29 protein-coding genes are annotated in these 25,889 nt (G+C 74.5%); 14 read left to right on the forward strand and 15 right to left on the reverse strand.

Annotation, left to right across the window (positions count from 1 at the left end; genetic code table 11):
* Window positions 1–140: 140 nt before the first annotated feature.
* The 4 genes from sepF to AB0M03_RS22230 all read right to left on the reverse strand — a co-directional run bounded on the left by sepF (window position 141) and on the right by AB0M03_RS22230 (window position 2,971).
* Entirely contained in the window at window positions 141–536 is a 396-nt protein-coding gene (gene sepF / locus AB0M03_RS22215; RefSeq protein ID WP_363493441.1) for a cell division protein SepF, read from the reverse strand.
* Between the two features lie 269 nt (window positions 537–805).
* Window positions 806–1,318 carry a DinB family protein gene (locus tag AB0M03_RS22220; protein ID WP_363493443.1) on the reverse strand — a complete coding sequence of 171 codons (513 nt, stop codon included), beginning with the start codon at window positions 1,316–1,318 and terminating at the stop codon, window positions 806–808.
* Between the two features lie 88 nt (window positions 1,319–1,406).
* On the reverse strand, window positions 1,407–2,048 hold the full coding sequence (locus AB0M03_RS22225; protein WP_363493445.1) for a VTT domain-containing protein: 642 nt from the start codon (window positions 2,046–2,048) through the stop codon (window positions 1,407–1,409).
* Window positions 2,045–2,971 (reverse strand): deoxyribonuclease IV, encoded by a 927-nt coding sequence (locus AB0M03_RS22230; RefSeq protein ID WP_363493447.1) that lies wholly within the window; start codon window positions 2,969–2,971, stop codon window positions 2,045–2,047. The genes AB0M03_RS22225 and AB0M03_RS22230 overlap by 4 nt, the downstream gene beginning before the upstream one ends.
* Before the next feature lie 104 nt (window positions 2,972–3,075).
* Between AB0M03_RS22230 and AB0M03_RS22235 the strand changes: the two genes are divergently transcribed.
* A complete protein-coding gene (locus AB0M03_RS22235; RefSeq protein WP_363493449.1) occupies window positions 3,076–4,044 on the forward strand; it encodes a hypothetical protein in 969 nt (322 codons plus the stop codon).
* Window positions 4,045–4,175: 131 nt separating this feature from the next.
* Here AB0M03_RS22235 and AB0M03_RS22240 read toward each other — a convergent pair whose 3' ends face one another.
* Both AB0M03_RS22240 and AB0M03_RS22245 read right to left on the reverse strand, forming a co-directional pair.
* On the reverse strand, window positions 4,176–5,204 hold the full coding sequence (locus AB0M03_RS22240; protein ID WP_363493451.1) for a S66 peptidase family protein: 1,029 nt from the start codon (window positions 5,202–5,204) through the stop codon (window positions 4,176–4,178).
* Between the two features lie 215 nt (window positions 5,205–5,419).
* Window positions 5,420–6,610, reverse strand: a complete 1,191-nt coding sequence (locus AB0M03_RS22245) for an MFS transporter (protein WP_363493453.1) — start codon at window positions 6,608–6,610, stop codon at window positions 5,420–5,422.
* A gap of 89 nt (window positions 6,611–6,699) precedes the next feature.
* Here AB0M03_RS22245 and AB0M03_RS22250 point away from each other — a divergent pair, with 89 nt between their 5' ends.
* The 5 genes from AB0M03_RS22250 to AB0M03_RS22270 all read left to right on the forward strand — a co-directional run bounded on the left by AB0M03_RS22250 (window position 6,700) and on the right by AB0M03_RS22270 (window position 11,622).
* Window positions 6,700–7,896, forward strand: coding sequence for an ROK family transcriptional regulator (locus AB0M03_RS22250; RefSeq protein WP_363493455.1), 1,197 nt, complete (start codon window positions 6,700–6,702; stop codon window positions 7,894–7,896).
* A 135-nt stretch (window positions 7,897–8,031) separates the two neighbouring features.
* Window positions 8,032–8,448: a TOBE domain-containing protein gene (locus AB0M03_RS22255; RefSeq protein ID WP_363493457.1), complete on the forward strand. Its 417-nt coding sequence runs from the start codon at window positions 8,032–8,034 to the stop codon at window positions 8,446–8,448.
* A gap of 75 nt (window positions 8,449–8,523) precedes the next feature.
* A complete protein-coding gene (locus AB0M03_RS22260) occupies window positions 8,524–9,222 on the forward strand; it encodes a glycerophosphodiester phosphodiesterase (RefSeq protein WP_363493459.1) in 699 nt (232 codons plus the stop codon).
* Window positions 9,219–10,334 carry a winged helix DNA-binding domain-containing protein gene (locus AB0M03_RS22265; RefSeq protein ID WP_363493461.1) on the forward strand — a complete coding sequence of 372 codons (1,116 nt, stop codon included), beginning with the start codon at window positions 9,219–9,221 and terminating at the stop codon, window positions 10,332–10,334. Before AB0M03_RS22260 ends, AB0M03_RS22265 begins: the two co-directional genes overlap by 4 nt.
* A 175-nt stretch (window positions 10,335–10,509) precedes the next feature.
* Complete coding sequence (locus AB0M03_RS22270; protein WP_363493463.1) at window positions 10,510–11,622, forward strand: AI-2E family transporter; 1,113 nt, start codon at window positions 10,510–10,512, stop codon at window positions 11,620–11,622.
* Window positions 11,623–11,641: 19 nt separating this feature from the next.
* On the opposite strand, the gene AB0M03_RS22275 is transcribed toward AB0M03_RS22270, so the two are convergent.
* Window positions 11,642–12,586 (reverse strand): hypothetical protein, encoded by a 945-nt coding sequence (locus AB0M03_RS22275; RefSeq protein ID WP_363493465.1) that lies wholly within the window; start codon window positions 12,584–12,586, stop codon window positions 11,642–11,644.
* Between the two features lie 205 nt (window positions 12,587–12,791).
* On the opposite strand from AB0M03_RS22275, the gene AB0M03_RS22280 reads away from it, so the two are divergent.
* From AB0M03_RS22280 to AB0M03_RS22305, 6 genes are all read left to right on the forward strand, one after another.
* On the forward strand, window positions 12,792–13,760 hold the full coding sequence (locus tag AB0M03_RS22280; RefSeq protein ID WP_363493467.1) for an alpha/beta hydrolase: 969 nt from the start codon (window positions 12,792–12,794) through the stop codon (window positions 13,758–13,760).
* Entirely contained in the window at window positions 13,757–14,656 is a 900-nt protein-coding gene (locus tag AB0M03_RS22285) for a fused MFS/spermidine synthase (RefSeq protein WP_363493469.1), read from the forward strand. The genes AB0M03_RS22280 and AB0M03_RS22285 overlap by 4 nt, the downstream gene beginning before the upstream one ends.
* Before the next feature lie 70 nt (window positions 14,657–14,726).
* Complete coding sequence (locus AB0M03_RS22290; RefSeq protein WP_363493471.1) at window positions 14,727–15,584, forward strand: class I SAM-dependent methyltransferase; 858 nt, start codon at window positions 14,727–14,729, stop codon at window positions 15,582–15,584.
* Between the two features lie 185 nt (window positions 15,585–15,769).
* Window positions 15,770–16,453, forward strand: coding sequence for a DedA family protein (locus AB0M03_RS22295; protein WP_363493473.1), 684 nt, complete (start codon window positions 15,770–15,772; stop codon window positions 16,451–16,453).
* Between the two features lie 162 nt (window positions 16,454–16,615).
* On the forward strand, window positions 16,616–17,284 hold the full coding sequence (locus AB0M03_RS22300; RefSeq protein WP_363493475.1) for an O-methyltransferase: 669 nt from the start codon (window positions 16,616–16,618) through the stop codon (window positions 17,282–17,284).
* Window positions 17,285–17,295: 11 nt separating this feature from the next.
* Window positions 17,296–18,225 (forward strand): Gfo/Idh/MocA family oxidoreductase, encoded by a 930-nt coding sequence (locus AB0M03_RS22305; protein ID WP_363493477.1) that lies wholly within the window; start codon window positions 17,296–17,298, stop codon window positions 18,223–18,225.
* Window positions 18,226–18,699: 474 nt separating this feature from the next.
* Here AB0M03_RS22305 and AB0M03_RS22310 read toward each other — a convergent pair whose 3' ends face one another.
* The 6 genes from AB0M03_RS22310 to AB0M03_RS22335 all read right to left on the reverse strand — a co-directional run bounded on the left by AB0M03_RS22310 (window position 18,700) and on the right by AB0M03_RS22335 (window position 23,583).
* Window positions 18,700–19,335, reverse strand: coding sequence for a hypothetical protein (locus AB0M03_RS22310; protein WP_363493479.1), 636 nt, complete (start codon window positions 19,333–19,335; stop codon window positions 18,700–18,702).
* Window positions 19,322–20,617, reverse strand: coding sequence for an ABC transporter permease (locus tag AB0M03_RS22315; protein WP_363493481.1), 1,296 nt, complete (start codon window positions 20,615–20,617; stop codon window positions 19,322–19,324). Before AB0M03_RS22315 ends, AB0M03_RS22310 begins: the two co-directional genes overlap by 14 nt.
* A complete protein-coding gene (locus AB0M03_RS22320) occupies window positions 20,611–21,387 on the reverse strand; it encodes an ATP-binding cassette domain-containing protein (RefSeq protein WP_363493482.1) in 777 nt (258 codons plus the stop codon). The genes AB0M03_RS22315 and AB0M03_RS22320 overlap by 7 nt, the downstream gene beginning before the upstream one ends.
* Before the next feature lie 68 nt (window positions 21,388–21,455).
* Window positions 21,456–21,719, reverse strand: coding sequence for a hypothetical protein (locus AB0M03_RS22325; RefSeq protein ID WP_363493484.1), 264 nt, complete (start codon window positions 21,717–21,719; stop codon window positions 21,456–21,458).
* A 422-nt stretch (window positions 21,720–22,141) separates the two neighbouring features.
* Window positions 22,142–23,065: an RNA polymerase sigma-70 factor gene (locus AB0M03_RS22330; protein ID WP_363493486.1), complete on the reverse strand. Its 924-nt coding sequence runs from the start codon at window positions 23,063–23,065 to the stop codon at window positions 22,142–22,144.
* A 44-nt stretch (window positions 23,066–23,109) separates the two neighbouring features.
* A complete protein-coding gene (locus AB0M03_RS22335; protein WP_363493488.1) occupies window positions 23,110–23,583 on the reverse strand; it encodes a carboxymuconolactone decarboxylase family protein in 474 nt (157 codons plus the stop codon).
* A gap of 137 nt (window positions 23,584–23,720) precedes the next feature.
* On the opposite strand from AB0M03_RS22335, the gene AB0M03_RS22340 reads away from it, so the two are divergent.
* Window positions 23,721–24,287: a GNAT family N-acetyltransferase gene (locus AB0M03_RS22340; RefSeq protein WP_363493490.1), complete on the forward strand. Its 567-nt coding sequence runs from the start codon at window positions 23,721–23,723 to the stop codon at window positions 24,285–24,287.
* 15 nt (window positions 24,288–24,302) lie between these two features.
* On the opposite strand, the gene AB0M03_RS22345 is transcribed toward AB0M03_RS22340, so the two are convergent.
* Complete coding sequence (locus AB0M03_RS22345; protein WP_363493492.1) at window positions 24,303–24,671, reverse strand: YkvA family protein; 369 nt, start codon at window positions 24,669–24,671, stop codon at window positions 24,303–24,305.
* 147 nt (window positions 24,672–24,818) lie between these two features.
* Complete coding sequence (locus AB0M03_RS22350) at window positions 24,819–25,385, reverse strand: hypothetical protein (RefSeq protein ID WP_363493494.1); 567 nt, start codon at window positions 25,383–25,385, stop codon at window positions 24,819–24,821.
* Between the two features lie 157 nt (window positions 25,386–25,542).
* Here AB0M03_RS22350 and AB0M03_RS22355 point away from each other — a divergent pair, with 157 nt between their 5' ends.
* A complete protein-coding gene (locus AB0M03_RS22355) occupies window positions 25,543–25,773 on the forward strand; it encodes a hypothetical protein (protein ID WP_363493496.1) in 231 nt (76 codons plus the stop codon).
* Window positions 25,774–25,889 lie beyond the last annotated feature (116 nt).

Genomic DNA, 25,889 nt, shown 5'->3' on the forward strand with positions numbered 1-25,889 from the left:
GTGTAGACCACCTGAGACATTGATGTCTCAAAAGAATACTGATCATCTTGGATGAGACGCGCCGCGGAGAGTGGGGATCCGGTTCCGGGCAGCACGAAACCGGGGACGGCGAGGCCGCCCCCGGTCGGGGAAGGGGTGGGTCAGCTCTGGTTGTAGAAGCCGCTGTCGTCGAGCGGGCGGTCGATCACCGTCACCTCGACGTCGGCCGGGGTGAGCAGGAAGACCCGGCGGGCGATCCGCTCGATGCCGCCGCGGGTGCCGAAGACCAGGCCGGAGGCGAAGTCGACCATGCGCTTGGCCTCGGGGTCGTCCATCTCGCTGAGGTCCATGACGACGGGCGTGCCGGTGCGCAGGTGCTCGCCGACGGTGCGGGCCGCCTCGAAGCCGGTCGGCTTCAGCGAGACGATCTTCGCCGCGGGCGCCGGCACGGAGGGCAGGGTGTCCTCGGTGTCCCATCCGTCGTCGTAGACCGCAGCGGGGTAGCTGCCGGAGGGCATCAGCCACCCGTTGTGGTGCTCGTCGCGAAGTGCTCCCATTGCCGCGCCTCCCTCTCCCGTCCCGAACGCGTCCCCCGGGTGGGCGTGTCTTTTTGACACGTCATCCACTTGTTGGAACTGTCCGAGTATCGCACTGATCACCGGTTCGGTGCCCGCACGTGACCGCCGTCCGGGTCGTGGCGCGCCCTCTGGTCGGGTGATCCCGACACTCGGTGCGACGCGCCGGGCGGTCGGACGGTTCCGCGCGTAGACCATATGGGGGAGGTGCGTCGGCAAGTTGACGATCCGTCAACGATGCCGTAACGGCGTCAGTCCCCCGTGGCGCCGTCGATCCGCTCCCGGATCAGATCGGCGTGTCCGTTGTGCCGCGCGTACTCCTCGATCATGTGGAGGAGGATCCAGCGCAGCGTGACCTCCTCGCCGCGGCGCAGGCGCTTGCCCACCGTCTCCGGCGGCAGGCCGGCGGCCGCCGCGCGGGCCAGCTCGACCTGGGTGCGGAAGGTGGCGAAGTCGGCCTCCACGTCCGCGGCGTCGACCTGGTTGAAGTCGCCGTCCTCGTCCTCCTTCGACCAGTAGAGGCCCTCCTCGAACTCCTGGCCCTGCAGGATGGCGAGGAACCAGTGCCGCTCCACCTCGGCCATGTGCCGCACCAGGCCGAGCAGGCTGAGCGAGGACGGCGGCACCGACCGCTCGCGCAGTTGCTCGTGGCTCAGGCCCTCGGTCTTGAGCAGCAGCGTGGCGCGATGGAAGTCCAGCCAGGCGTGGAGCATGGCGGTCTCGTCGGCGGCGAGGGGCGGATCGATGCGTTCGGTCGTCGTCATGCCGCACATCCTGATGCAGCGTCGGGAACGCCCGCCACCGATTATCGGGCGTGTTCACGCCCACGGGTGGTCGCCCGGCCGCCGCCGGTCAGGCCGCTGCGGCGGCCCTGCGGGTGCGCCGCAGCGAGAGCAGACTGCCGGCGGCCAGCAGCACGATCACGCCGGTCGACAGCAGGAAGGCCGGCGAGGTGGGCGAGCCTGCGCTGGCCCCGGCGACCACGTACGCGGCCGTCCCCGGCAGCACGCCGATCGCGGTGGCGGCGAGGAACGGGACGGCCCGCACGCCGGACAGCGCACAGGCGTAGTTGGCGGCCTGGAACGGCACCCCCGGGATCAGCCGCAGCAGCAGCACGCTGCGGAAGCCCCGCTCGGTGAGGCGGCGGTCCAGCGCGGTGGCGGCCCGCCCCTTCACCAGCGGGCGCAGCGCGTCGCGGGCGAGGGTGCGGCCGAGCAGGAACGCCCCGGCGGCGCCCAGCGTCGTCCCGGCGACCGCCAGCGGCAGGCCCTGCGCCACACCGAGCAGCAGGCCGGCCGCGGCATTGAGGGCGGGTTTGGGCACGAAGGCGAGCGTGCCCAGCGCGTACACCGCGAGGGCGACCGGCAGCCGCCACGGCCCGCTGCCCCCGCCGAGCGCGGCGGCCGGGCTCCACAGCAGCAGCGAGCCCGCGGCCGCGGCGAGCAGGACCACCAGCAGCACGAGCCGCAGCCGGGCGGAGCCGGCGGCGCTCACGCCGGGACTCCGACCGGCACGCGCAGCTCCTTGAGCAGGGCGATGTCCCGGGCGTGCCGGGCGCCCTCGACGCGGTCCGGGTCGTGCCGGCCGTCGGGCGTCTCGATGATCAGCGGCACGCCGGCGGTGTCCGGGTGGGCGAGGAGTTCCGCGAAAGCCGCTGCGCCGATGTGGCCGGCGCCGATGTTGGCGTGCCGGTCCTTGCGGGCGCCGACCACGTCCTCGGAGTCGTTGGCATGGATGAGCTGCAGCCGGCCGGGGCCGACCGCCGCGGTGAGCTCCGCCATCATGGCGGCGGCGCCGCCGGGGGCGGCGAGGTCGTGCCCGGCGGCGAAGGCGTGGCAGGTGTCCAGGCAGACGCCGAGCAGCGGGTGGCGGTCGAGGACGTCGGCGTAGTCGGCGAGATCACCCATCCGCCCGCAGAGCGAGCTGCCCTGGCCGGCGGTCGGCTCCAGCAGCAGCCACGGCGCGTGGTGGCCCATCGCGTCCAGCTCGTCGAGCAGCGGCATGACGCCCGCCCGGACGTGCGCCAGCGCCTGCGCCCGCGTCCCGCAGAGCGCCGAGCCGGTGTGCACCACCACACCCAGCGCGCCGATCGCCCGCGCCCGGTGCAGCGAGTGCCGCAGCGAGGCGGCCGAGCGCTCCCGGGTGTCGGCCGACTCCGAACCGAAGTTGATCAGATAGGGGGCGTGCACGTACGCCGGGATGCCGGCCTCCGCGCAGGCCGTGCGGAAGATCTCGTCCTGCTGCGGATTGCCGGGCGGGGTCGCCCAGCCGCGCGGGTTGGCGACGAACACCTGGACGGCCTCGGCACCGACCCTGGCCGCATAGGCGAGGCCGGTCCCGGCCAGCCCGCGGCCCGCGACGGGCACATGGGCACCGACCGGATTGCGGTGCGCGGGCACGGCCACGGGGAGGTCCATGGCGGCGAGCATGCCCGATGCGGTGCCGCAGGCGGAAATCGGGTGGCCGGCGCGGGCCCTCCTCCGGTGGAATCGCCGGTGATCACACGGGGGAGGAGGCGGCGATGGGCCTGCTGGAGTCGGCCGCGGACGTCCTGGAGACCGGGACGGTGCTCGGCCTCGACCACGTGTCGAGCCCCGCGCAGGTGGAAGCCGCGCTCGGCCGGACGGACGGCGAGACGGCCATGCCCGGGCAGCTGTTCCGCGACCACGGCCTCGCGGAATTCTGCTGGCAGCGCGACCGACCGGCCGGGCCGTGGCTCGGTTGGGCGTACAGCCTGCAACTGCACCGGGCGAACACGGAGTGGGCCGTGACCGAGCCGGCCCTGGTCGAGCGGTACGGACCGCTCACCGGGCTGCTGCCGTTCGAGGAGCTGGCCGCGGAGGCCGGGCGCCGCGGCCTGCCCCTGGTGGAGCTGCCCGCGGCCTCACCCGGCTGCCGCGAGTACTGGCAGCCGAGCACGAGCGTGTCCGTGCTGGTGATCGGGGGCGGCTACGGCGTCGAACCCGAGGAGATCGGCACCGTGCACCGGATCGGCGGGCCCGTCACCCCGGAGCACCTGCTCCGGCGCGGCGCCCACGAGCGGGTGAAGGCCTTCAAGCAGGCCGCCGACCACCTCGCCGCCGCCCCGCCCGACGGACGCCGACGGTGGCTGGCGAACCGGCCGCCCGAACTGCCCGCCGAAGAACTGTGGTGGCGCCGGATGCTCGCCGCCCTCCGCACGCGGCGGCATGACCGGCCCCAGGACGCCGACGCCCTGGCCGACGCCTACCTGTGGCTGCTGGACGAGGCCCGCGCACGCGGCACTCTGGACGCCCTGCAGACCGCCCTGCTGCGCGCCGACCTCGATCACCCCGCCTCCGCCGACCGCACCGTCCGCGAGTGCCTCGCCCTCCTCACCGACAGCACCCCCACCCGCACCGCCCGCGACCTGCTCGCCGCCGCCCGCCCTCACCTGCCCCGCCTGACGGACCCCGCCCTCGTCGCCGCCCTGCGCTCGCACGCCGCAGCACGGGAGGTGGAGACGGAGTGAGCGCCGGCTCTGCGATCATGCTGCGATGGCTGCCCGCTTCTTCACCGAAGGCCCTGGACGCTGCGGCGTTCGCTGCGCAGCCGCAGCCTGGCCGCACTGCCCGTGACGGTGTGAGGGGGCCCCGGCCCGGGTCAGGCCAGGGTCTGCACCAGCTCGTGGTGGGTCGGGGTGTGGACGAGCCGGGCGAGGGCTCCGTTGACCAGGGGCAGGTAGGGCGGGACGTGGCCGCATTCGACGTCGGCGACGATGGGGATGCCGAGGGGGCCGAGGGCGTCCAGGACGGCCTCGTGCTGGGTCAGGGTGCGGCTGTCGGGGGCCGAGGTGCGGCCGACGAGGACGGCGTTGGCGGAGTCGAAGAAGCCGGCCAGCCGCATGCCGTGCAGGTTGCGGCAGATCGTGTAGGCGTCGTCGCCGGAGGCCTCCACGTACACGAGCAGGCCCTCGGGGGCGTGGGCGCGGGCGAACGCCGGGACGTCGGCGTAGGGCGTGCCGGCCACGTTGCACAGGGTCTCGATGCAGCCGCCGATCAGCCGGCCGCTGACGTCCACGTCGCCCTCGCCGTCCAGCCTGGTCCAGCTGCCGGCGGCGTCCAGGACGAGCTCGCGGACGTCCGGGTGGGTGCGGTAGTCGACCCAGCCGTCGGCCCGGTACCGGCCGGGCGGGGTCTGGGCGAAGCTGCTTCCCCCGGGCATCGCGACCAGGTCCAGCCAGGAGTGGAGGCCGTCGGGGACCAGGTAGGGCGTGTCCATCAGGTTGTTGCCGTGCAGGGTGGCGACGCCGGTCAGCAGGGTGAGCGGGGTGAGGATCGTCGACATGTCGGAGAAGCCGACCAGCCAGGTCGGCTCGGCCGCGCGGATGCGGTCCCAGTCGAGCAGCGGCAGCAGGTCGACGGCGGTCTCGCCGCCCCACGGCGGCACCACGGCCTTGACGGCGGGGTCGGTCAGCAGCTCCGTCAGCTCGGCGGCCCGCTCCGCGGCCGGGGCGCTGACGTGCCCGGAGCCGTCCATGCAGCGGCCGACGACGACCTCGTAGCCGCGCGCCTCGACGGTCTCGACGGCCACGTCCAGCCTGGCGCGCAGGTCCTTGTCGACGCCGCTGGAGGGGGAGGTCACGGCGACGCGGTCGCCGGGGAGCAGGGGCTCGGGGTATCGGATCGGCATGCCCGGCAGCATGGCACGCCGGATTCTCCACGTGCATGCCAATTCGCCGGTGCGGCACTGCAAGGCGCAGGGGCGACCCATGAGGGGCGCGGGGACTGCGCACCTCGGATGCGGGTTGTCGTGCGGATCGGGGCTCGGCCCGTGCCGTCGTGACACCCACCCCCGGATTGCGCAGTTCCTCGCGCCCCTGGGTCGACCGCCGTCGTCCGCCCCGGTCAGTCGACGCGGGCGGGGACGGGCTGCGGGGTGCGGTCCGCGGTGGTCCTGCGGCGCAGGGCGCCGGCGCCGGGGATCAGGGCGGAGGCCAGCAGGGTGACCACGCCGAAGGAGACGGTGAGCGAGGTGGCCTGGGCGATGCCGCCGACGATCGCCGGGGCGATCAGGCCGGAGGTGTAGGTGACGGTGGCGACGCCGGCGATGGCCTGGCTGGCGTTGCCGCCGGACTTGCCGGCCGCGGCGAAGGCGAGCGGGACGACGACGGCGATGCCGATGCCGATCAGGGCGAAGCCGGGGATGGCGAGCCAGGCGGTGCGGCCGAACACCACTAGCAGGCCGCCGAGGGTGGCGACGGCGCCGCCGATCCGGACGGTGCGGACCGGCCCGACCCGCTCCACCACGGTGTCGCCGGCCAGCCGGGCGGCGGCCATGGTGGCGGCGAAGGCGGAGTAGCAGGCGGCCGCGGTGCCGGCCGAGGCGCCGGTGACGTCCCGCAGGTAGACGCCGCCCCAGTCCATGCTGGCGCCCTCGGCGAAGACCGCGCAGAAGCCGACCAGGCCGATCACCAGGGCCGAGCGCGGCGGCAGTGCGAACCGCGGCGGCGCCTCCTGCTCCGGCTCGGGCCGGACGTCCAGCAGCGGCCGGCAGACGATCACCGCGAGGGTGGTGAGGACGGCGGCGGCGACGGCGAACTGCACCCGGGCGTCGACGCCGCGGTGGGCGGCGAGCACGCCGAAGCCCGAGGCGACCAGGCCGCCGACGCACCACATGCCGTGCAGGCCGGACATCACCGAGCGGCCGAGACGTTCCTCGACGGCGACGCCCTGGGCGTTCATCGCCACGTCGGACATGCCGGCGCTGGCGCCGTACACGAACAGGGCGAGCCACAGCACGGCCAGGTCGGGGGCGAGGGCGGGCAGTGCGAGGGCGAGCGTCCAGGCCATCAGCAGGCCGCGGACGGCGGCGCGCTCGCCGTAACGGTGCACGATCCGTCCGGCGAGCGGCATGGCGAGGAAGGAGCCGACGGCGGGGGCGATCAGGGCGAGGCCGAGTTCGCCGGGGCCGAGGTGGAGGTGGTCCTGGATCCAGGGGATGCGGGTGGCGAAGGTGCCGGTCACCGCCCCGTGCACGGCGAAGACCAAGGCGATGCCCACCCTGGCGCGCCGTACGCCGTGCTCAACCGTTGCCATGCGATCGTCCTTCCCGGTTCGGTCCAGCATGCGCCCGATAAACTATCAGGAAGGGACCCTGATAAAAACCTCTGGAAGGATGCGCTTCCATGACCACCGCGCGCACGGCGACGCCCAGCACCGCTCGGGCCATCAACGACCGGCTGGCGCTCGACCTCCTCCTGGAGGGCGGCCCGCTGACCGCCACCGAGCTGCGCGGCCTCACCGGGCTGTCCCGCCCGACCGTCGCCGACCTGCTCGAACGCCTGCAGCGCGCCGGCCTGGTCGCCGTCGTCGGCGAGAGCGGCGAGCAGCGTCGCGGGCCGAACGCCCGCCTCTACGCCCTGGTCGCCGACCGCGCCTTCCTGGCCGGCGTCGACGTCCGCACCACCGGCGTCGACCTGGTGGTGGCCGACCTCACCGGCCGTACCCGCTCCACCGCCCAGGTCCCCAACGAGGGCCCCGGCAGCCTCGCCGACCGGACGGTCCTGGCCCTGGAAGGGGCCGTCCGCGAGGCCGGCGCCGAGCGCCTGCACACCGTCGCCATCGGCGCCCCCGGCCTGTTCGACCCCGCCACCGGCGAGCACCGCAACTCCGGCGCGCTCTCCCGCATGCACACCGACCTCATCACCGCCCTGCGCGGGGACCCGCACACCGACGTCCTCATCGACAACGAGGTCAACCTCGCCGGGATCGCCGAACACCGCATCGGCGCCGCCCGCGACCGCGACACCTTCGTGCTGATCTGGCTCAGCCACGGCGTCGGCGCCTCCGTCGTCCTCGACGGACGGCTGCGCCGCGGCGCCACCGGCGGCACCGGCGAGATCGGCTACCTGCCGGTGCACGGCTCCGGCCTTCCGGACGGCAGCGGGGGCTGCGGCTCCGGCGGCTTCCACACCCTGGTCTCCTCCGCCGCCGTCTGCGAGCTCGCCGCCGCGCACGGCCTGCCCGTCCCCGAGGCGTCCGCCGTCCCGGCGAGCGTCCCGCCCGGCGCCGAGGTGCTCCGTGCGGTGGCCGCCGCCGAGGGGACGGCGGCCGACGCCTTCCTCGACGAGTACGCCCGGCGGATCGCGCTCGGCGCCGCCTCCGTCTGCGCGGTGATCGACCCCGGCTGCGTGGTGCTCGGCGGCGAGATCGGCCTGGCCGGCGGGTCGCGGCTGGCGAGCCGGGTCGAGCGGGAGATCGCGAGGCTGGTCCCGCTGCAGACCGAGGTCCGGGCCGGCACCGCGGGCGGCGGCGCCGTCCTCGCCGGGGCCGTGCTCACCGCGGGCGACGCCGCGCGGCGCGACCTCTTCGGCGGCGGCTGACATCCGGACGTGCGCCTCCGCTTGGCCCGCCGCACAGCGGGTAGGGCAGGATGGCCGCGGACACTCCGGTGCACCCGCACGCACACCCCGCACCCGCGCCGGCGCCCCGCCCGAACCACACGCCAGGAGAGCCCCATGGCCCAGCCCGACCGGCCGGTCCACCCGTACCGCATCGGCGAGGCCGCCGCGATGCTCGGCGTCAGCGCCGACACCATGCGGCGCTGGGTCGACGCCGGCCGGCTCGCCGCCACCAGGGACGACCACGGCCACCGGATCATCCCCGGCGACCGGCTCGCCGCCTTCGCCCGCGAACTCGCCAAGCCCGAGAACGCCGAGGCCGAGGGGCGCCCCTCCTCCGCCCGCAACCGCTTCCCCGGCATCGTCACCGACGTGGTGCTCGGCGACGTCGCCGCCCAGGTGGAGATCCAGGCCGGCCCGTTCCGGGTGGTCTCGCTGATCAGCCGGGAGTCCGCCGAGGAGCTCGCCCTGGTGCCCGGCGCGCCCGCCACGGCCGTCATCAAGTCCACCAACGTGGTCGTCGAACGCCGCTGACCCGCCCCGCCCGCAAAGGCCCGCCGAGCCGACCCGCCCCCGCCCGAGGAAGCCGAGGAAGGACGCCCCGCCCCCATGAGCCGCCCGCCCGTGCTCGCCGTCGCCCACCGCGGCGACCCCTACCGCCACCGCGAGAACACACTGCGCTCCGTCGAGTCCGCCGTCGCGGCCGGCGCCGACGCCGTCGAGGTGGACGTGCGGCTGACCCGCGACGGTGTGCCCGTCCTGCTGCACGACCCGACCCTGGAACGGCTCTGGGGCGACCCCCGTCCGCTGCACCGGCTCACCCTCGACGACCTCGCCGAGGTCGGCGAGCCCGGCGGCCCGCGCGTGCCCACCCTCACCGAGGCGCTCAAGGCCGTCGCCGAATCGCCGCACACCCGGCTGATGATCGACCTGGACGAGCCCGGCCCGGCCGCCGCCGCCCACCGCGCCGTCGCCGACCTCGGCGCCGAACACCGCGTGGCCTGGTGCGGGCCCGCCTCCGCCATGCTCGCCGTCCGCGCCCTCGACCCGGACGCCGAACTCGCCCTGACCTGGCGCCAGCCCCGGCTGCCCGGCCGGCCGCTCCTCGACGACCTGCGGCCGCACTGGTTCAACCCGCCGTTCGGCATGGTCGAGCCCCGTCTCGTCGGTGCCGCCCACGACGCCGGACTCCTGGTCTCCACCTGGACGGTCGACCTCCGCCGCACCATGCGCCGGATGCTGGACGCCGGCGTCGACTCCCTCACCAGCAACCGCATCGACCTGCTGCGCCGGGTGCTCGACGCATGACCGCCCCGCTGACCGCCCGGGCCCTCGGCCGCGCCCTGCTGGCCCGTCAGCACCTGCTGGAGCGCAGCACCCTCGACGCCGCCGCGATGGTCCGCCACCTGGTCGGCCTGCAGGCCCAGGCCGCCCCCGAACCCCCCTACCTCGGGCTGCTCGGCCGGATCGAGGACTTCCGCCCCGAACAGCTCACCGGCCTGCTGGAACGCCGCGAGGCCGTCCGGATCGCGCTGCAGCGCGGCACCATCCACCTGGTCACCGCCGAGGACTGCCTGACGCTCCGTCCGCTGCTCCAGCCCCTCCTCGACCGCCAGCTGCGCACCACCTACGCGGCCCGGCTGCCCGACCTCGACCTCACCGACCGGGCCGGCGACCTCGCCGCGCTGGGCGCCCGGGCCAGGCCACTGGTCGAGGCCGAACCGCGCACCTTCCAGCAGCTCGGCCCGCTGCTCGCCCCGGCCTACCCGGCCAGCGAGCCCGCCGCACTCGCCCAGGCCGCCCGCTGCGCACTGCCGCTCGTCCAGGTGCCGCCGCGCGGCCTGTGGGGCCGCGGCGGCCCGGCCGCACACACCACCGCCGAGCACTGGCTGGGCCGTCCGCTGGAGGCGGCACCCGACCTGGACGGCCTGGTGCTGCGCTACCTCGCCGCGTTCGGCCCGGCGACCGCGGCGGACGTGCAGAAGTGGTCCGGCCTCACCCGGCTCGGCCCCGTGCTGACCCGGCTCGGCGACCGCCTGGTCAAGCTCCGCGACGAGTACGGCCGTACCCTGTACGACCTGCCGGACGCACCGCGCCCCGAGGAGTCGGTGCCCGCGCCGGTACGGCTGCTCGCCCCGTTCGACAACCTGCTGCTCTCGCACGCCGACCGCACCCGGGTGCTGCCGGAGGAGTACCGCAGCCGGGTGATGACGGTCAACGGGATCGTGCTCGGAACCCTCCTGGTGGACGGCCTGGTGGCGGGCAGCTGGAAGACGGAGGAGGGCGTGCTGACGGTCCGTCCGTTCGCGCCGCTGCCCCGCGCCGCACGCCAGGACGCCGAGGCCGAGGGCGCCCGCGTCCTGGCCTTCGCCGGCCACGACACCGGCCGGGTCGTGCTGTCGGCCGAAGCGCACGGGTAACCACCCAGGGGCGCGGGAACTCTGCGCAATTCGAATGCGGGCCACCGTACGGATCACGGCTTGGCCGGTTCCGTAGTGATACCCGCATTCGAATTGCGCAGAGTTCCCGCGCCCCTCGGCGGGCCATGTGTGCTGATATGGGACGAACCGGACGGACCGTCGACCCGGAGGTGCGATGCCTGCCGAGCCCCAGGAGGACGACCGGCCCGCGCCCGCCCTGCCGCCCGTGGTGCGGCTCGCTGCGGCCTGGTCCGCCGCGGTCCTCCTGGTCGTCGCCGTGGCCGCCCTGCTGGTGTGGGCCGCCGTCGCCCTGAAGACGGCCACCATCCCGGTGATCGTCGCCCTGCTCGGCACCTCCCTGCTCGAACCCGTCATGCCCTGGCTGGTCCGCCGGGGGATGGGCCGCGGGGCAGCCGCCGGCCTCACCTGCACCGTCCTGGTGCTCGCCGTCTGCGGCGTCCTCTCCCTGCTGGTCAACTCCCTGGTGCACAGCGCACCCGACATCGCCGCCGCCCTCACCGAGGCCGGCCACCGGATCGCCGACTGGCTCGGCCCGATCGGCACCAAGATCCAGTACGCCCTCGAGCAGAGCTCCGGCTCCGGCAGCTCCATGGTCAACTCGCTGGCCAACGGCGTGCTCTCCGGCCTCGGACTGGCCACCCAGCTGCTCACCGGCGCCGTGCTGACCCTCGCGCTGGTCTTCTTCTTCCTGCGGGACGGGCACCGCACTCCCGGCGCCGTCCGGTCCTGGCTGCCGCCGCGCACCGCCGAGACCGTGATCGCCTGCGGCCGGCAGGCCTTCGCGGCGATGGCCGGCTTCATGCGCGGCACCACCCTGATCGCCCTCATCGACGCGGTGTTCATCACCGTCGGCCTGGTGATCCTCGGCATCCCGGGGGCCGCGGGGCTGGGCGCCCTCGTCTTCATGGGCGCCTACATCCCCTTCGTCGGCGCCTTCCTCTCCGGGACGGTGGCCGTCCTGGTGGCGCTCGCCGACGGAGGTCTGTCCAAGGCCCTGTGGGTGCTCGGCGTGGTGCTCGCCGTCCAGGCGATCGAGGGCAACGTGCTGCAGCCGTTCATCCAGAGCCGCACCGTCGAGCTGCACCCGGCCACCATCATGATCGCGGTGGTGGCCGGGGCCGGCGTCGCCGGGATCATGGGCGCCCTGCTGGCCGTACCGCTCTGCGCGGCCGGGCTCGGCGTGGTCTCCGTACTGCGGACGCCCGCTGCAGCCGCCCGGGGCGAAGGCCCGGAGCAGGGAGGGCCGGAGCAGGACGCGCAGCCCTGACCCCGAGCCCCTCCGCGGCTCAGTCCACCAGCGCCTGGTCCTGCCAGAACGCGAACTGCTGCACCGCGTCGCCGTCCAGCCCCCACGGCCAGATGGTCACCACCCCGTCCAGCGCCCGGAACACCCCGGCCGCCTCGCCCACCCGGCCGGCCTGCCCCAGCGAGTACGCCAGGACGTTCAGGTCCGCCAGCGCCGCCGCGTGCCGCAGGAAGCCCGGCGCCGGCCAGTCGGCCAGCGCCCGCGCCAGCGCCGCCTCCGCGTCCGGCAGGCTCCACCGCCGGCGGGCGCCCAGCGCCGTCACCCCGCCCGCGGCCAGCGCCGAGCGGTAACGGTCCGTCAGCATCGCCAGTTCCAGGCCCGCCACCGGGGAGCCCGGCGGCGCCGCGTCCCGGACGGCCGCCACGAAGTCCAGCACCTGCCCGTGCGAACCGCACTCCTCCGGCGACAGGTAGCGCAGCATCTCCAGGTGCGCGGTGCGGTTCCAGGCGTCCCGGGCGCCGATCTCCCGGCACAGCGGGTACATCTCCTGCTCCGGGCGGCGCAGCATCCGGTGCACCGCCAGCAGCGCCACCCACGGCGTCGGGTCCTCCGGCCGCAGCTCGGCCGCCCGCCGGCAGCGATCCACCGTGCCCTGCGGGTCCTCCAGCGCGCCCGCGAGGCGGGCCTGCGCCACGTCCACCCAGGCGTGCAGCACCAGGGCGTCCGGCTCCTGGGGCCGCTGCCGCCGCCACACCCTGGCCAGCGCCGGGCCGGCCACCTGGGCGAGCACCCCCAGCCGGTGGGTGCGCCGGTCCCAGTCCGTCCCGGCGTCCCGCAGCACCTGCTCCACCAGGCCCGCCGACAGGTCCAGCTGGCCGCCCAGCTGCGGCCCGGCGAGCTGCCGGCGGACCCGCCCGAGGTCGGCGTCGTCGAGCTCAGGAGCCAGGCGCGGTGCGGTACTTCGGCGTCGTCCAAAGATCGGCATGCCCAGGGAGGCTAGCGAACCGGCGCCGCCCGCACCAAAGCCCGTCCAACCCCTCGTGGGCCCTCCGTGCGGCATCCGGCTGCTCGGTGTACACCCTGATCAGGGCACGTCCGGACACCCTTCGGGCGGCCCTCCCGCCCGGCCGGGGCTACCGGGCGGTATGGTCGGGCCGGGAGACGGACGACGAGGGGACAGGGACAGCGGCATGGACTTCCGGACAGACATCCTGGGCGAGCCCTACGAGGCCGTCGAGCTGCCGCTCGCCGCCGACGAGGAGGGCGCCGTCAGCGCCACCCTCGTCCGCCGACTGGTGCCCGGCTCGCAGCGCGCGGTGCTCTACGTGCACGGCTACGTCGACTACTTCTTCCAGACCCACCTCGCCGACCACTACACCGCGGCCGGCTGGTCCTTCTACGCCCTCGACCTGCGCAAGTACGGGCGCTCGCTGCGCCCCCACCAGTCGCCGAACTTCGTCCGCGACCTCTCCGCCTACGACGAGGAGCTCGACGAGGCCGTGCGGATCGTCCGCGAGGTCGACGGGCACACCGAGCTGCTCGTCAACGGGCACTCCACCGGCGGCCTGGTCACCGCCCTCTGGGCGGACCGGCGGGCCGGCCGCGGGCTGGTCGACGGCCTGTTCCTCAACAGCCCGTTCCTCTCCATGCCCGCCGCGGCCGCCGTCCGCACCCTCGGCGCCCCCGCCCTCGAAGCCCTCGGCCGGGTCGCCGCGCTGCGCAAGCTGCCCGCCCCGCTCAACCCGCACTACGTGCACAGCCTGCACCGCGACCACAAGGGCAGCTGGGAGTTCGACCTCTCGCTCAAGCCCGCCGAGGGCTTCCCGCTGTACGCCGGCTGGCTCGCCGCCATCCAGCGCGGCCACCGCGCCGTCCGCCGCGGCCTGGCGATCGACTGCCCCGTCCTGCTGATGGCCTCCACCGCCTCCACCGTCACCAACCGCTGGGACGACGCCCTGCACCGCACCGACGCCGTGCTGCGGGCCGACGACATCGCCGCCCTCGCCCCGCGCCTCGGCGGCCACGTCACCGTCGTCCGCATCGAGGGCGGCGTGCACGACCTGGTGCTCTCCGGCGAACAGGCCCGCGGCCAGGTCTTCGCCGAGCTCGACCGCTGGCTCGCCGCCTACCTGCCCGGCGTGCCGGTCGGCTCCGCATGACCGGCAGCACCCCGCACGACCGTCCCGCCGGCGGCACCCCCGCCGGCGGGGCCCCGGCCGACGAGCCGCTGCCGGTGCAGCGGACGGTCGCCCTCGGCACCGCCAAACTCCTGCCCGACCTCGACCGGCCGCGGGCCTGGCTGCTCACCCTCGACGGCACCCCGCAGTCGTACGTCGACCTCGCCGACCCCACCCACCTGGAGTTCGAGTACATCCGGCGGTTCGGCCACCTCATCGACGCGCTCGCCCCCGCCGGGCAGCCGCTGGACGCCCTGCACCTCGGCGGCGGCGCCCTCACGCTGCCCCGCTACCTGGCGGCCACCCGGCCCGGCTCCCGGCAGCACGTCGTCGAGGCCGACGGCCCGCTGGTGCAGCTGGTCGCCGACCACCTGCCCTGGCCCGACGGCATCGAGGTGACCGTCGGCGACGCCCGTACCGCCCTCGCCGCCGCCCCGACCGGCAGTGCCGATCTCGTCGTCGCCGACGTCTTCCACGGCTCCCGCACCCCCGCCCACCTCACCTCCGTCGAATTCGTCGCCCTCGCGGCCGCCGCGCTGCGCCCCGGCGGCTGCTACGCCGCCAACCTCGCCGACGGCCCGCCGCTCGCCTTCGCCGCCGCCCAGGCCGCCACCGTCCGCGCGGTCTTCCCGCACACCTGCCTGGTCGCCGAACCCGCCGTGCTCCGCGGCCGCCGCTACGGCAACGTCCTGCTGATCGGCTCGCACGCCCCGCTGCCCGCCGACGGACTCGCCCGGCGGCTGGCCGGCGACCCCTTCCCCGCCCGGCTCACCGACGACGCCGCGCTCGACGACCTGATCGGCGGCACGGCGCCCGTCCGCGACACCGAGGCCGTCGACTCCCCGCCGCCACCGGACGGCGCGTTCAGCGTCGGCTGAGCGCCCCGCCGGGGCAGAATGCCAAGCCGGACCCGGCGACGGCCGCCGGGCCACCGGAGGGAGCACGGCGATGACCGCCCAGCAGCCGCAGAAGATCGGCGCCGACCTCGGCGACGTGCCCGAGACCGCCCTGTGGACGCTCTACCACCGGGCCGTCGAGGCCCGCCGGTGGGACACCGTGCTGCCCGACCCCAAGGCCGTGGAGCTCGTCGAGCGGATCGACTACCCGTTCGCCGAGCGGTTCGGCCCCGACGGCGGGATCGTCGGCCAGATCCAGGCCCTGCGGGTCCGCTGCTTCGACCGGGAGGTCTCCGACTTCCTCGTCCGCTGCCCGCGCGGCACCGTGGTCTGCCTCGGCGAAGGCCTGGAGACCCAGTACTGGCGGGTCGACAACGGCCGCGCCCAGTGGCTCTCCATCGACCTGCCCGAGGCCGTCGCCCTGCGCGAACGGCTGCTGCCCGCCGACTCCCGCCAGCGCCTGATCGCCTGCTCCGCCACCGACCCGGCCTGGATGGACGAGGTCGACCCCTCGCACGGCGTCCTGATCACCGCCCAGGGCCTGCTGATGTACCTGCGGCCGACCGAGGTCCGCGACCTGATCGCCCGCTGCGCCGAGCACTTCCCCGACGGCACCTTCGTCTTCGACGCCGTGCCGCGCTGGTTCAGCCGCCTCGCCGTTCGGGGCAAGCTGCACGCCCACGGCTACACCGCCCCGCCGATGCCCTGGGGCATGGACGCCGACGAGCAGGGCAAGCTCGCCACCGCCCACCCCGCCGTCGCCGAGATCCGCGACGTACTGCCGGCCGCCGGCCGCGGTGCGGTCGGTGCCCTGCTGCCCGTCGTCGCCCGCCTCCCGCTGCTCGGGGCGCTCCGGCCGTCCGTGGTCGCCCTGCGCTTCTCCGCCCGCGAGGGGCGCGCCACCGGCTGAGCCGCACCGGCGGGGCACGGGTGCCCGGCGCCGACCGGACGGCCGGGGAACCGCCGTCACCCGGTCGGCGTATAAGGTAAAGGGCGGGTCAACCCGTTACCCTGCCCTGTGGGCGCCAGGGCGTGCCCGCGGCCCAGCAATCGAAGCCGAGACGCGGTCTCGTCCCGCCACGGAGGTAACCGGCCTTGCACATCGACCAGTGGATCGAGAGCGTCCCACCGACCTCGGTGTACGCCCTCGTCGGCCTGATCATCGGTCTGGAGAGCCTCGGTATCCCGCTGCCCGGCGAGATCGCCCTGGTGTCCGCCTCGCTGCTCTCCGCGCGCGGCGTGGTCAGCCCCTGGTGGGTGGCGGCCGTCGCGATCGCCGGCGCCGTCATCGGCGACTCGATCGGGTACTCCATCGGCCGCCGCGGCGGCAAACCGCTCTTCGAGAAGCTCGGTCGGCGCTTCCCCAAGCACTTCGGGCCCGACCACCTGGCGAGCGCCGAACGGTCCTTCCAGAAGTGGGGCATGTGGGCGGTCTTCTTCGGCCGGTTCATCGCCCTGCTGCGGATCTTCGCCGGCCCGCTCGCCGGCGCCCTGCGCATGCCGTACTGGAAGTTCCTGATCGCCAACGTGCTCGGCGGCATCGTCTGGGCCGGCGGCACCACGCTGCTGATCTACCAGGTCGGCAAGGTCGCCGAGCAGTGGCTGAAGGGCTTCTCCTGGGCCGGCCTCGTCGTGGCCGCGCTCGCCGGCGCAGGCTCGGCCTGGCTGCTGAAGCGCCGCGCCGCCAAGTCCCGCGCCGAGCACCCCGAGCAGTCCGGCGGCAAGGGGCCGGACGCCGCCGCCAAGCCGCTGGAAACGGCGGAGTCCGTGGCCGACTGACCGGCCGCCGCCGCACCCGGCACCGGGGTGCGGGGCACTGCACGAGGCGGAAGGTACGAAACCGCACCTTCCGAAGCGCGCAGTGCCCCGCACCCTTTTTTCGTGCCCCGACCGGACCCGCCCTATAGGCTCGGTGCGCGAACTACGGACTGGGAGGCGGGCTTGAGCCAGCAGGTGTGGACGGCGGTCGACGACTACTTCACCGAGACCCTGATCGGGGACGACCCGGTGCTGGCGGCCGCCCAGCAGGCCGCCGACGCGGCCGGGCTGCCCCGGATCGCCGTCTCCGCGCCGCAGGGCAAGCAGCTCCAGCTGCTCGCCCAGACGCTCGGCGCCAAGCGCGTCCTGGAGGTCGGCACGCTCGGCGGGTACAGCGCGATCTGGATGGCTCGCGCGCTGCCCGCCGACGGCCACCTGGTCACCCTGGAGATCGACCCGGTGCACGCCGAGGTCGCTCGCGGCAACCTCAAGCACGCCGGATTCGCCGAGATCGCCGAGGTCCGCGTCGGCCCCGCCGCCGAGAGCCTCCAGCAGCTCGCCGACGAGGGCGCAGTCCCGTTCGACATGGTCTTCATCGACGCCGACAAGCCGAGCAACCCGGTGTACTTCGCCTGGGCGCTGCGGCTCACCCGGCCCGGCTCGCTGATCATCGTCGACAACACCGTCCGCGGCGGCAAGGTCGCCGAGGCCGACTCCACCGACCCGGCCATTGTCGGCACCCGCCGCCTGCACGACGCGATCGCCGCCGAGCCGCGGGTCTCCGCGACCTCGATCCAGACCGTCGGCGCCAAGGGCTACGACGGCTTCACCATGATCCGCGTCCAGGCCTGAACGGGGGCGGCATGAGGATAGGACTGCTCGGCACCGGCCCCTGGGCCCGTGGTGTCCACGCGCCCGCCCTGGCGGGCCACCCCGGCGTGGAGTTCGCCGGGGTCTGGGGCCGCCGCCCCGAGGCCGCGGCGGCGATCGCCGCGGAGCACGGCGTCCCCGCCTACGAGGACGCCGACAAGCTGATCGCGGACGTCGACGCGGTGGCCGTCGCCCTCGCCCCGCAGGCCCAGGCCGAGGTGGCCCTGCGCGCCGCCGAGGCCGGCCGGCACCTGCTGCTCGACAAGCCGGTGGCGCTCACCGTGCCGGAGGCCCGCCGGATCGCCGACGCGGTCGCCGCGGGCCGGCTCGCCTCGGTGGTCTTCTTCACCCTCCGCTTCGGCGGCGAGCGGGTCGGCTGGCTCGCCGAGCAGGCCGGCCGGGGCGGCTGGTTCACCGCCCGCTGCGACTGGCTCGGAGCCGTCTTCACCACCGACAGCCCGTACGCCGCCTCGCCCTGGCGGCGCGAGAAGGGCGCCCTGTGGGACATCGGCCCGCACGCGCTCTCCCTGCTGCTGCCGGTGCTCGGCGACGCCGCCACCGTCACCGCGGCCCCCGGGCCCGCCGACACCGCGCACCTGGTGATCGGCCACACCGGCGGCGCCTCCAGCACCGTCTCGGTCAGCCTGACCGCACCCCCGGAGGCCGCCGGCGTCGTCCTGGAACTGCGCGGCGAGGCCGGTGTGCACCGGCTCCCCGAGCAGGGCGTCCCGCCCGTGGACGCCTTCGGCAAGGCCGTCGACGCCCTGCTCGCCGCAGCCGACAGCGGCACCCCGCACCCGTGCGACGCCGCCTTCGGCCTGCGCGTGGTCGAGATCCTCGCCGCCGCCGAACGGTCCCTGGCGGGCGGCGGCACGGTCCGGCTCCCCGCCGCAGCCGACCCGGTGCCCGTCCCGGGGGCATGATCACCGGCGTCGCCCTGGACTCCGTGCCCGATCAGGGGTACTGCCGACACGCACACCGGTCGTGGTCCCGGCTGCCGCCCGCCCGCCGGGACCAGCCTGCAGAGGCTCGGCACCGACGGCGAAACACCGGGACGGAGCGGGCCGACCGAGGACGGGCTGGTCTGCCGCCGCCGCGTGAGCTACGCGGCACGCCGTGGTCAGTGCAGACTCGGTGTACGGGTGCCGGCGCACCGGACCGGCGAGTGAGGCGCGGTGACGAGTCGGCTCAGACCGATCGGGATGCGCGACGATGAGCGGGCAGGCACGGTTCTTCCTTGCGGTGGTCAGGGCTTCGGCACCACGTGATCACCTGGAGGCCGTACCTGTCTCCGTCTGTTCCGCTCAGCGAAAGCGGTAGCCATATGGGCCACCTGAACCAGCATCAACCCGGACGGATCCTCTGGATGACGCCGCACCGACTTCATGCTGGACAAGTCAACCGCCCTCCGTCCGGATCGGCGGCTGCCGCCTTCGCAGCATCGACTTCCGCCGCCAGGGAGTCGCAGCGACGGCTCCCGCGCCGAGGCCCAGAGAGACGCCGGCGGCGGACCAGCTGAGCAGGTCTCCGGCAGGGGCGGCCGTCCAGTCCCACCAGCCGGTCGGGTACCAGGCGAGCAGCAGCGCGGACGCCAGCGGCAGAGCCCAGACGAGCTGGAGCCCCAGCAGACTGCCGGACAGCAGGGCCAGGCCCAGCCAGAGCAGCACGGAGCGGACGAACACCACCCCGGCCCCTGTCCCGACTGCGAGCGCCTCGGTGGTGAAGGAGAACGCACACACCGTCAGCGCCAGCACCGTGCAGTAGGCGGTGCGCAGGCGGTGCATCGTGGACCCGCCCATCGCCTCGTGGGCCGACATCGGCCCGTCGAGCGCGGCGGTGAGGAACACTGCCGACAGTAGCGGGAGTTCCTGCCGGTAGGGCACGCCCGTGGTGAGCTCCCCGCTACCGATCGAAGGAAGCGCGATCCGGGCACCGCCGAAGAACGCCGACAGCAGGGCGACCACGGCCGTCCCGGCGAGGATGGTCGCGCCCCGGTGGACCCTCGCGTAGCGGAGCAGGTCAGTGAAGGTCATAGGGCTTGCACCAGGAGGTCTGGAATTCGGCACGTTCCCGTTCCACCCAGGCCTGCTGCTCGGCGGCCGGCAGTCGCGCCGCCGCGGACGCCTCGCGCCGGGCGGCAGAGACGCTTTCCACGTGGAGTCCCTGGTCGGCGGCGGTCGGGTCTTCGCCCATGGCCTGGTACTCGAGCCACAGGTGGATGCTGTCGATGGCCTGCCACGCGCGGCGCTCGCTCTGCGGCGGCATACAACGGCCGAAGGACGTGGTGAACACCTGGTGGGCCATGGCGATCGCCGCGGTGCGTACGTGGCCTTCGGTGATGTCGAACCCCCGGTCACCCCACTGGGTCCGATGCAGGCCGAACTCGTCGAACTCCTTGGGTACCTCGGCCCGGGGCTGTGTGGTCCGGCCGAGGCGCTGAGCCATCAGGACCAGCTCGGGCAGGTACTTGCGATGTTCCGGCCAGACGCACACGCGCGGGGCGCCCTCCTCGGCGCGGTCGCACAGCGGCGTGGTCCCCGAGGCCGGGCGCTCCGTGCGCAGTTCGCCGGCGGCCGGAACCGCGGCGAGTGCGACGAGGGAGCAGGCTGCCGCCGTGATCGCCGCACCGCGGATGCGCCGCGACAAGCCCTGACGGGGCAGTTCACGCTCCGCACGGCTCCTGCGCGGCGGCGCGGTGACCGCCAGCACAGTGAGGGCCAGTGCCCAGAGCAGGCGGAGTGCGACCGGAAGCGGGCGCAGGTGGGTGTCCGGCGGTCCCGCGAGGACGTTGAACTTGAACGGCAGGGCAAGGAGGCTGATGAAGCAGCTCAAGGCGCAGACCACCGGGGTGAATGCGGAAGAGGGCCACCAGCGTCCGGCCAGATGCCCCACGGACGCGAACACGACCAGCGTCGAGGCCCCCAGCAACAGATAGGACGGCCACAGGAAGCCCGGCCCTGCCTCCCCGAACGAAACGGCCGCGGCGGTCAGGCATCCGATCCCGTAAGCGAGGAACCCGAGTGTGAGGGTCGCGGCCAGCCGCGCGCTCTCCACCCGCCAACCGGGCCGGGCCGCCGCGAGCAGCACCTCGGGCATCCCCGCCCGGGAGGCACGACCGGCCTGCCAGGCGGAGACCCCGCCCAGCACAGGCCCCAGGAACAGCGTGACGACCTGCGCCGCCACGCTCGCCTCGGGCCACACGCCGATCCAGTACCGGGACCGCCCGAACAGCACCAGCAGGTCCACGGCGATCATCACGGGGAAGGCGGTCAGCAGTGGCGAGCGCCGCAACTCGATGCGGTAGGCGCTCAGCATGCGGACTCCTCGGTCGGCCGGAGTTCGCCCAGAACGGTCATGTAGCCGCGTTCCAGTGGGCTGTCCCCGGGAGCCGTCGGAGCGGCCAGTTCGGCCAACTGCTGCGGCGTGCCGTGGTGGACGACCTCGCCGTCCCTCAGCACCAGCACGGTGTCGCATGCCGCGCCCACGTCCTCCACCAGGTGCGTACTGAGCACCACGGCCGCCCCTGCACGGGCCAGGGAGCGGATCAGGTCACGGAAGTCGAGGCGCTGCGCGGGATCGAGGCCGACCGTCGGCTCGTCGAGCAGCAGCAGGGAGGGTGAACCGACGATGGCCGCGGCGATCCCGGCCCGGCGCAGCATGCCGCCCGACAGCGACTTCATCCGGTCCCGGGCACGGTCCGCCAACCCGACGGCGGACAGTGCCGCCTCGGTCGCCGACGAGGCCTGAGCGGACGGGACTTCGCGCAGCCAGGCGCAGTACTGGACGAAATCGTGAACGGAGAACGCCGGGTAGTAGCCGAAGTCCTGCGGGAGGTAGCCGATGCGGCGGCGCACCTCGCGGACGTCCCGTTCGCCGGCGACGGGTTTGCCGAACAGCTCGAGCACCCCGTCCCGGGGTGGCGCGATCGTGGCAAGGGTGCGGAACAGTGTCGTCTTGCCGGCTCCGTTGGGGCCCAGCAGTCCGGTGACACCGGGCTGGATCGACAGGTCGAGACCCTTGATGATGCGCCGGCTGCCGTACCCCTGGGTGAGGCCGGCCAGTCGGGCGACGGGAGTGGTTGCCATAGGTGAAATCCCTAAACTGCGGGAGTGGGCCCGCCGAAACGGCGGCCCCACTCCCGCAGCGCTGGTAATTACCGGGAGACGTGCGTCTTGTTGATCTTGAATGTGCACTCGTAACTGTCGAACTTGCCCTCGTGGCCGCGGCAACCCGCCTTCCAGTCCGCCTCGTTGGATGCGCTCGACATCGGGGCCGTGAGGGCGATGGCTGCGGTCGTCAGTGCAGCGACGACAGCTCCCTTCGCGACCTTGCGCAGCGGAATCCTGGAAGACGTGCGGCGCATCGCGATTTTGGCGACTGGTTCCGATCGCTTTGGCGCGGCGATCACAACTGTCATGGGGACAATAGTAGATGACGATTCATCAGTTCAACTCGATGGTTTGAGTGCTTTCGAGTGACAAGGGGTCACAGTTGGGGCATGTCGGATATTGACGCATTTATGGCCTGGGTGGAACGGGGTCCACGCCATCTGCATCCCCGGCAGGTGCGCCGTGCTGCAGGCCCCGTGAGCCCCGGTCCCGGCGCTCTCTCTCACGCTGCGTGTCGTCATTGCGTCGGGCCGGGCGAGTGATATTGGGTTAATTCCCTCAGGTGGCGGCGGGGGTTCGTGATTGCGGCGCATTTCAGCCGGGCGTACCGGGCCGCGTACGACTCCACGCGAATGGCGCATCCTCGAACCGCGGCCTGAACCAGCGGCACCGGCCCGGTTCCGCCGATGCCGTGGCCACCGGCGCCCTCCTCGGCTGCGCCGCGGCCGGATCAGGCCTCCCGCCGGCGGGCCTGCTTCACCTCGCGGTCGACGGCCCAGGCGTCGGCGACCGGGCCGAGGTGGCGGAGCTTGTCGGGGTTGATCATGCCGCGTACGGCCTGGATCCGGCCGTCGAGCACATCCAGGGCCAGGACGTTCAGGACGCGGCCGTCGCGGTCGCGGAAGACCGCGCCGGGCTGGCCGTTGACCTCGTGCGGCTCGAAGGTCACGCCGATCCGGAGCATCAGGGGGAAGGCCGTGCCCAGGACCCGGGCCACGTTCTCCGCGCCCACGACGGTCCTGGCCAGCTGCGGGGCGTTCCCGCCGCCGTCGGAGACCAGTTGGGCGTCGGCGGCCAGCAGGTGCTGCAGCCCGCCCACGTCGCCGTTGGCCAGCGCGTCGAAGAACCGCGTCGCGAGCTCCTGCCGCTCCAGGCTGTCCGCGGCGAACCGCGGACGCCCCTCCCGCATGTGGCGCCGCGCCCTCACCAGCAGCTGCCGGCACGCCGCCTCCGAACGTCCCACCGCCGCCGCGACCTCGTCGAACCCGAAGGCGAACACCTCACGTAGCACGAACACCGCCCGCTCCAGCGGGCTCAGCCGCTCCAGCAGGAGCAGCGCCGCCGTCGACACCGAGTCGGCCAGCTCCACCGACCGCGCCGGATCCTGATAGGGGTCGTCCAGCAGCGGTTCGGGGAACCACGGCCCGACGTACGCCTCCCGCCGCACCCGGGCGGAACGCAGCACGTCGATCGAGATCCGGGTCACCGCGGCCGACAGGTAGGCCTTGGTCGACGCGGGCAGGGTCGCCGAGGCGTCGTAGCGCAGCCACGTCTCCTGCACCGCGTCCTCGGCCTCGCCCACGCTGCCCAGGATCCGGTACGCGATCGAGAACAGCAGCGGCCGCAGCTCCTCGAACTCTTCGACCTTGCCCACGCCGACTCCCCTTCCCCCGTGCGGTACTCGTCCCTGTCCGTCCGTCAGTGGAACTGCCCGGCCACGTAGTTCCCGGCCGGCTGCCGGGTGATGGCGTTCAGCCGGTTGGCCAGGTTCATGAAGGAGACCAGGAGGGTCAGGGCGGCCAGCTGCTCCTCGTCGTAGTGCTCGGCGGCAGCCTCCCACACCTCGTCGCCGACCCCGCCGGCCCCGTCCGCGATCCTGGTGCCCTGCTCCGCGAACTCCAGCGCGGCGCGCTCGGCCTCGGTGAAGACGGTGGCCTCGCGCCATGCGGCCACCAGGTGCAGCCGCACCGCATCCTCGCCTGCCGCGACGGCCTCCTTGGTGTGCATGTCGATGCAGACGGCGCAGCCGTTGATCTGGCTCACCCGCAGCGCCACCAGCTCCTGCGTCGCGGCCGGCAGGGCCGACTCCTTCACCGTCCGGCCCGCCGCCATGATGTGCTTGAGGGCCTTGCCGGCGGTCGGGACGGCGAGGAAGTCCAGTCGTGCGTCCATGGTGTGCTCCTCCGTGGTGGTCCGTGCTTGCACACCCTGGGACGGGACAGCCCGGTCCCCTGTGACACGAACGGATGTGACCTGCGCCACCCCGCGTGCCGGACGCCCCTCCCGCGCCCGCATCCGGCCGTGGCACGATGGCAGGACCAGCCGCCGCCCTCACCCCGGAGCCGCCCGTGCAGCCCGAACCCGCCTTCCGCGCCGCCGGACCGGCCGACGTGTCCGCCGTCGTCGCCCTGGTCGAGTCCGCCTACCGCGGCGAGGCCAGCCGGGCCGGCTGGACCACCGAGGCCGACCTGCTCGACGGGCAGCGCACCGACGAGGCCGGCGTCGCCGAGGTGATCTCCCGTCCCGACTCCGTGCTGCTCCTCGCCGAGTCCGGCGGCGACCTGCTCGCCTGCTGCCACATCGAGCGCCGCCCCGACGCCGCCTACTTCGGCATGTTCTCCGTCCGCCCCGGCCTGCAGGGCGCCGGCCTCGGCCGCACCGTGCTCGAGTACGCCGAGCGGCACGCCCGCGAGCAGTGGGGCATCGACCGCATGGAGATGACCGTCATCGAGCAGCGCGCCGACCTGATCGCCTGGTACGAGCGCCGCGGCTACCGGCGCAGCGGCGAGTACCAGCCCTTCCCGTACGGCGACGAGCGCTTCGGCATCCCGCTCCGCCCCGACCTCCGCTTCGAGCGCCTGGTCAAGGCGCTGTAGCCGGTCCCGGGCGGCTCAGTCGGACTCCGTCCGTCCCTGCGCCCACTCCAGGTACCGGCCGGACTCGCGGGTCAGGCCGGCCAGGAACCACACCAGCACGGCCGTGTCGTCCGTCCAGCCGACGAACGGGATGAAGTCCGGCAGCGCGTCCACCGGGCTCAGCAGGTACACCGCCGACAGCACCGCGAGGGCGGCCAGCTTGCCCGGCCCCACCCCCGGGTAGCGCCCGCCGAGGGCGTCCCGCAGCAGCCGCGGCGTCGCCAGCACCCGGGCGCCGAGCCCCGGCGCCCCTGGCCGCTGCGTCTCCCGGTACAGGCTCCAGGCCGACCGCGTGACCGCGGCCCGGTCGAGCCCACGCATCCGCTTCGGGACGGGCTTGGCCACGGCGTCCTCCTCGCTGCCCGGTGGGGCGCCCGCTGCGCCCGCCGCTCCACGGTAAGGGACGGCACCCCTTCTTTCGTAGAGGCCGACGGCCCACGGTCCTGCCGTCGCACGCCGCCCCGGGCCCGGGCTGCCGGATCGGCCGCGGGTTCAGCCGCCGTAGAGGTTGCGGCAGATCCGTGCCTGTTCCGAACCGGGCTGCCACCGGCCCTGGCGCTCCGCCTCCGCACAGACCTTGATCGCGGGAGGCGCCGGCACGGCGGGGGTCGTCCTCGGCCGGTCGGCGGGACGGGGTCTGTGCGGGGTACGGGCAGGCGCGGAGCGGCTCGGGGCGCCGTCCGGTTCGGCCTCCTCCCCGCTGCCGCCGGGGCTCGCGGAGTCCGTCGGCGAGGCCGCGGAGGTGTCGGCGGCGGCACCGCCGGAGGACGTGCCGGGGGCGGACAGCCAGGGCGGCGCCGGCAGGGCGCCGCGGTCTCCGGTCGCGGGGGAGGCCCCGGGTGCGGTGGCCAGGACCCCGGTCATCTCACCCGGCCGGGACGGTCCGCAGGTCGCCAGCAGCCCGCCGAGCAGTGCTACACCGCCGAGGAGGGCGACGGCCGTGCCGACCGTCCGGGGGCCGCGCCCCGCGGGCGGGGGAGAGGGTGGCGGCGGTGGCGGCGGCGCGGGATCGGCCGTCTCCCATCCGTACGTCCACGGCGCCTTCCACTGCTCCTCCATGCCCCGGCCTCCCGTGCCTCCGGCGGGCCCCGGGCCGCGGTCGCGGCGGGGCCGGCCTGCCCAACGAGCGGGGCGCCGGCGCGGAACGGCACCGGGCGGCGCACACCGTGGTGCGGTGGGGGTGCGCGCCCCCGGGGCCCGGACGATGCTTGGGCACATGAACAGCAACAGCACCACCGAACCCCTGGTCGAGGTCGCCGAGTTCCGCACCGACAGCCGCTACCGGCTGGTGCACTTCAAGGGCGCCGGCTGGAAGCCGCTGGCCCCCGAGGAGTTCGAGCCGGAGGTCAAGCACGCCTTCCCCGACCTCGACCCGCACGACCCCGTCCTCGTCCAGTGGGCCGACCGCCCCTGGGAGTGGCCCGCCTGGCACCCCGGCGAAGCCTGACCGGCCCCGAGCCGTCGGGTCGGCACGGGGACCCGCGTGGGGGGGGGGGGGGGGGGGCCCCCCGCCCCCCCCCCCCCCGGCGAGCGCAACCCCGGCGACGGAGGGGGCGGCGGCGG

The sequence above is a fragment of the Kitasatospora sp. NPDC051914 genome (assembly GCF_040680995.1).
Taxonomy (GTDB): domain Bacteria; phylum Actinomycetota; class Actinomycetes; order Streptomycetales; family Streptomycetaceae; genus Kitasatospora.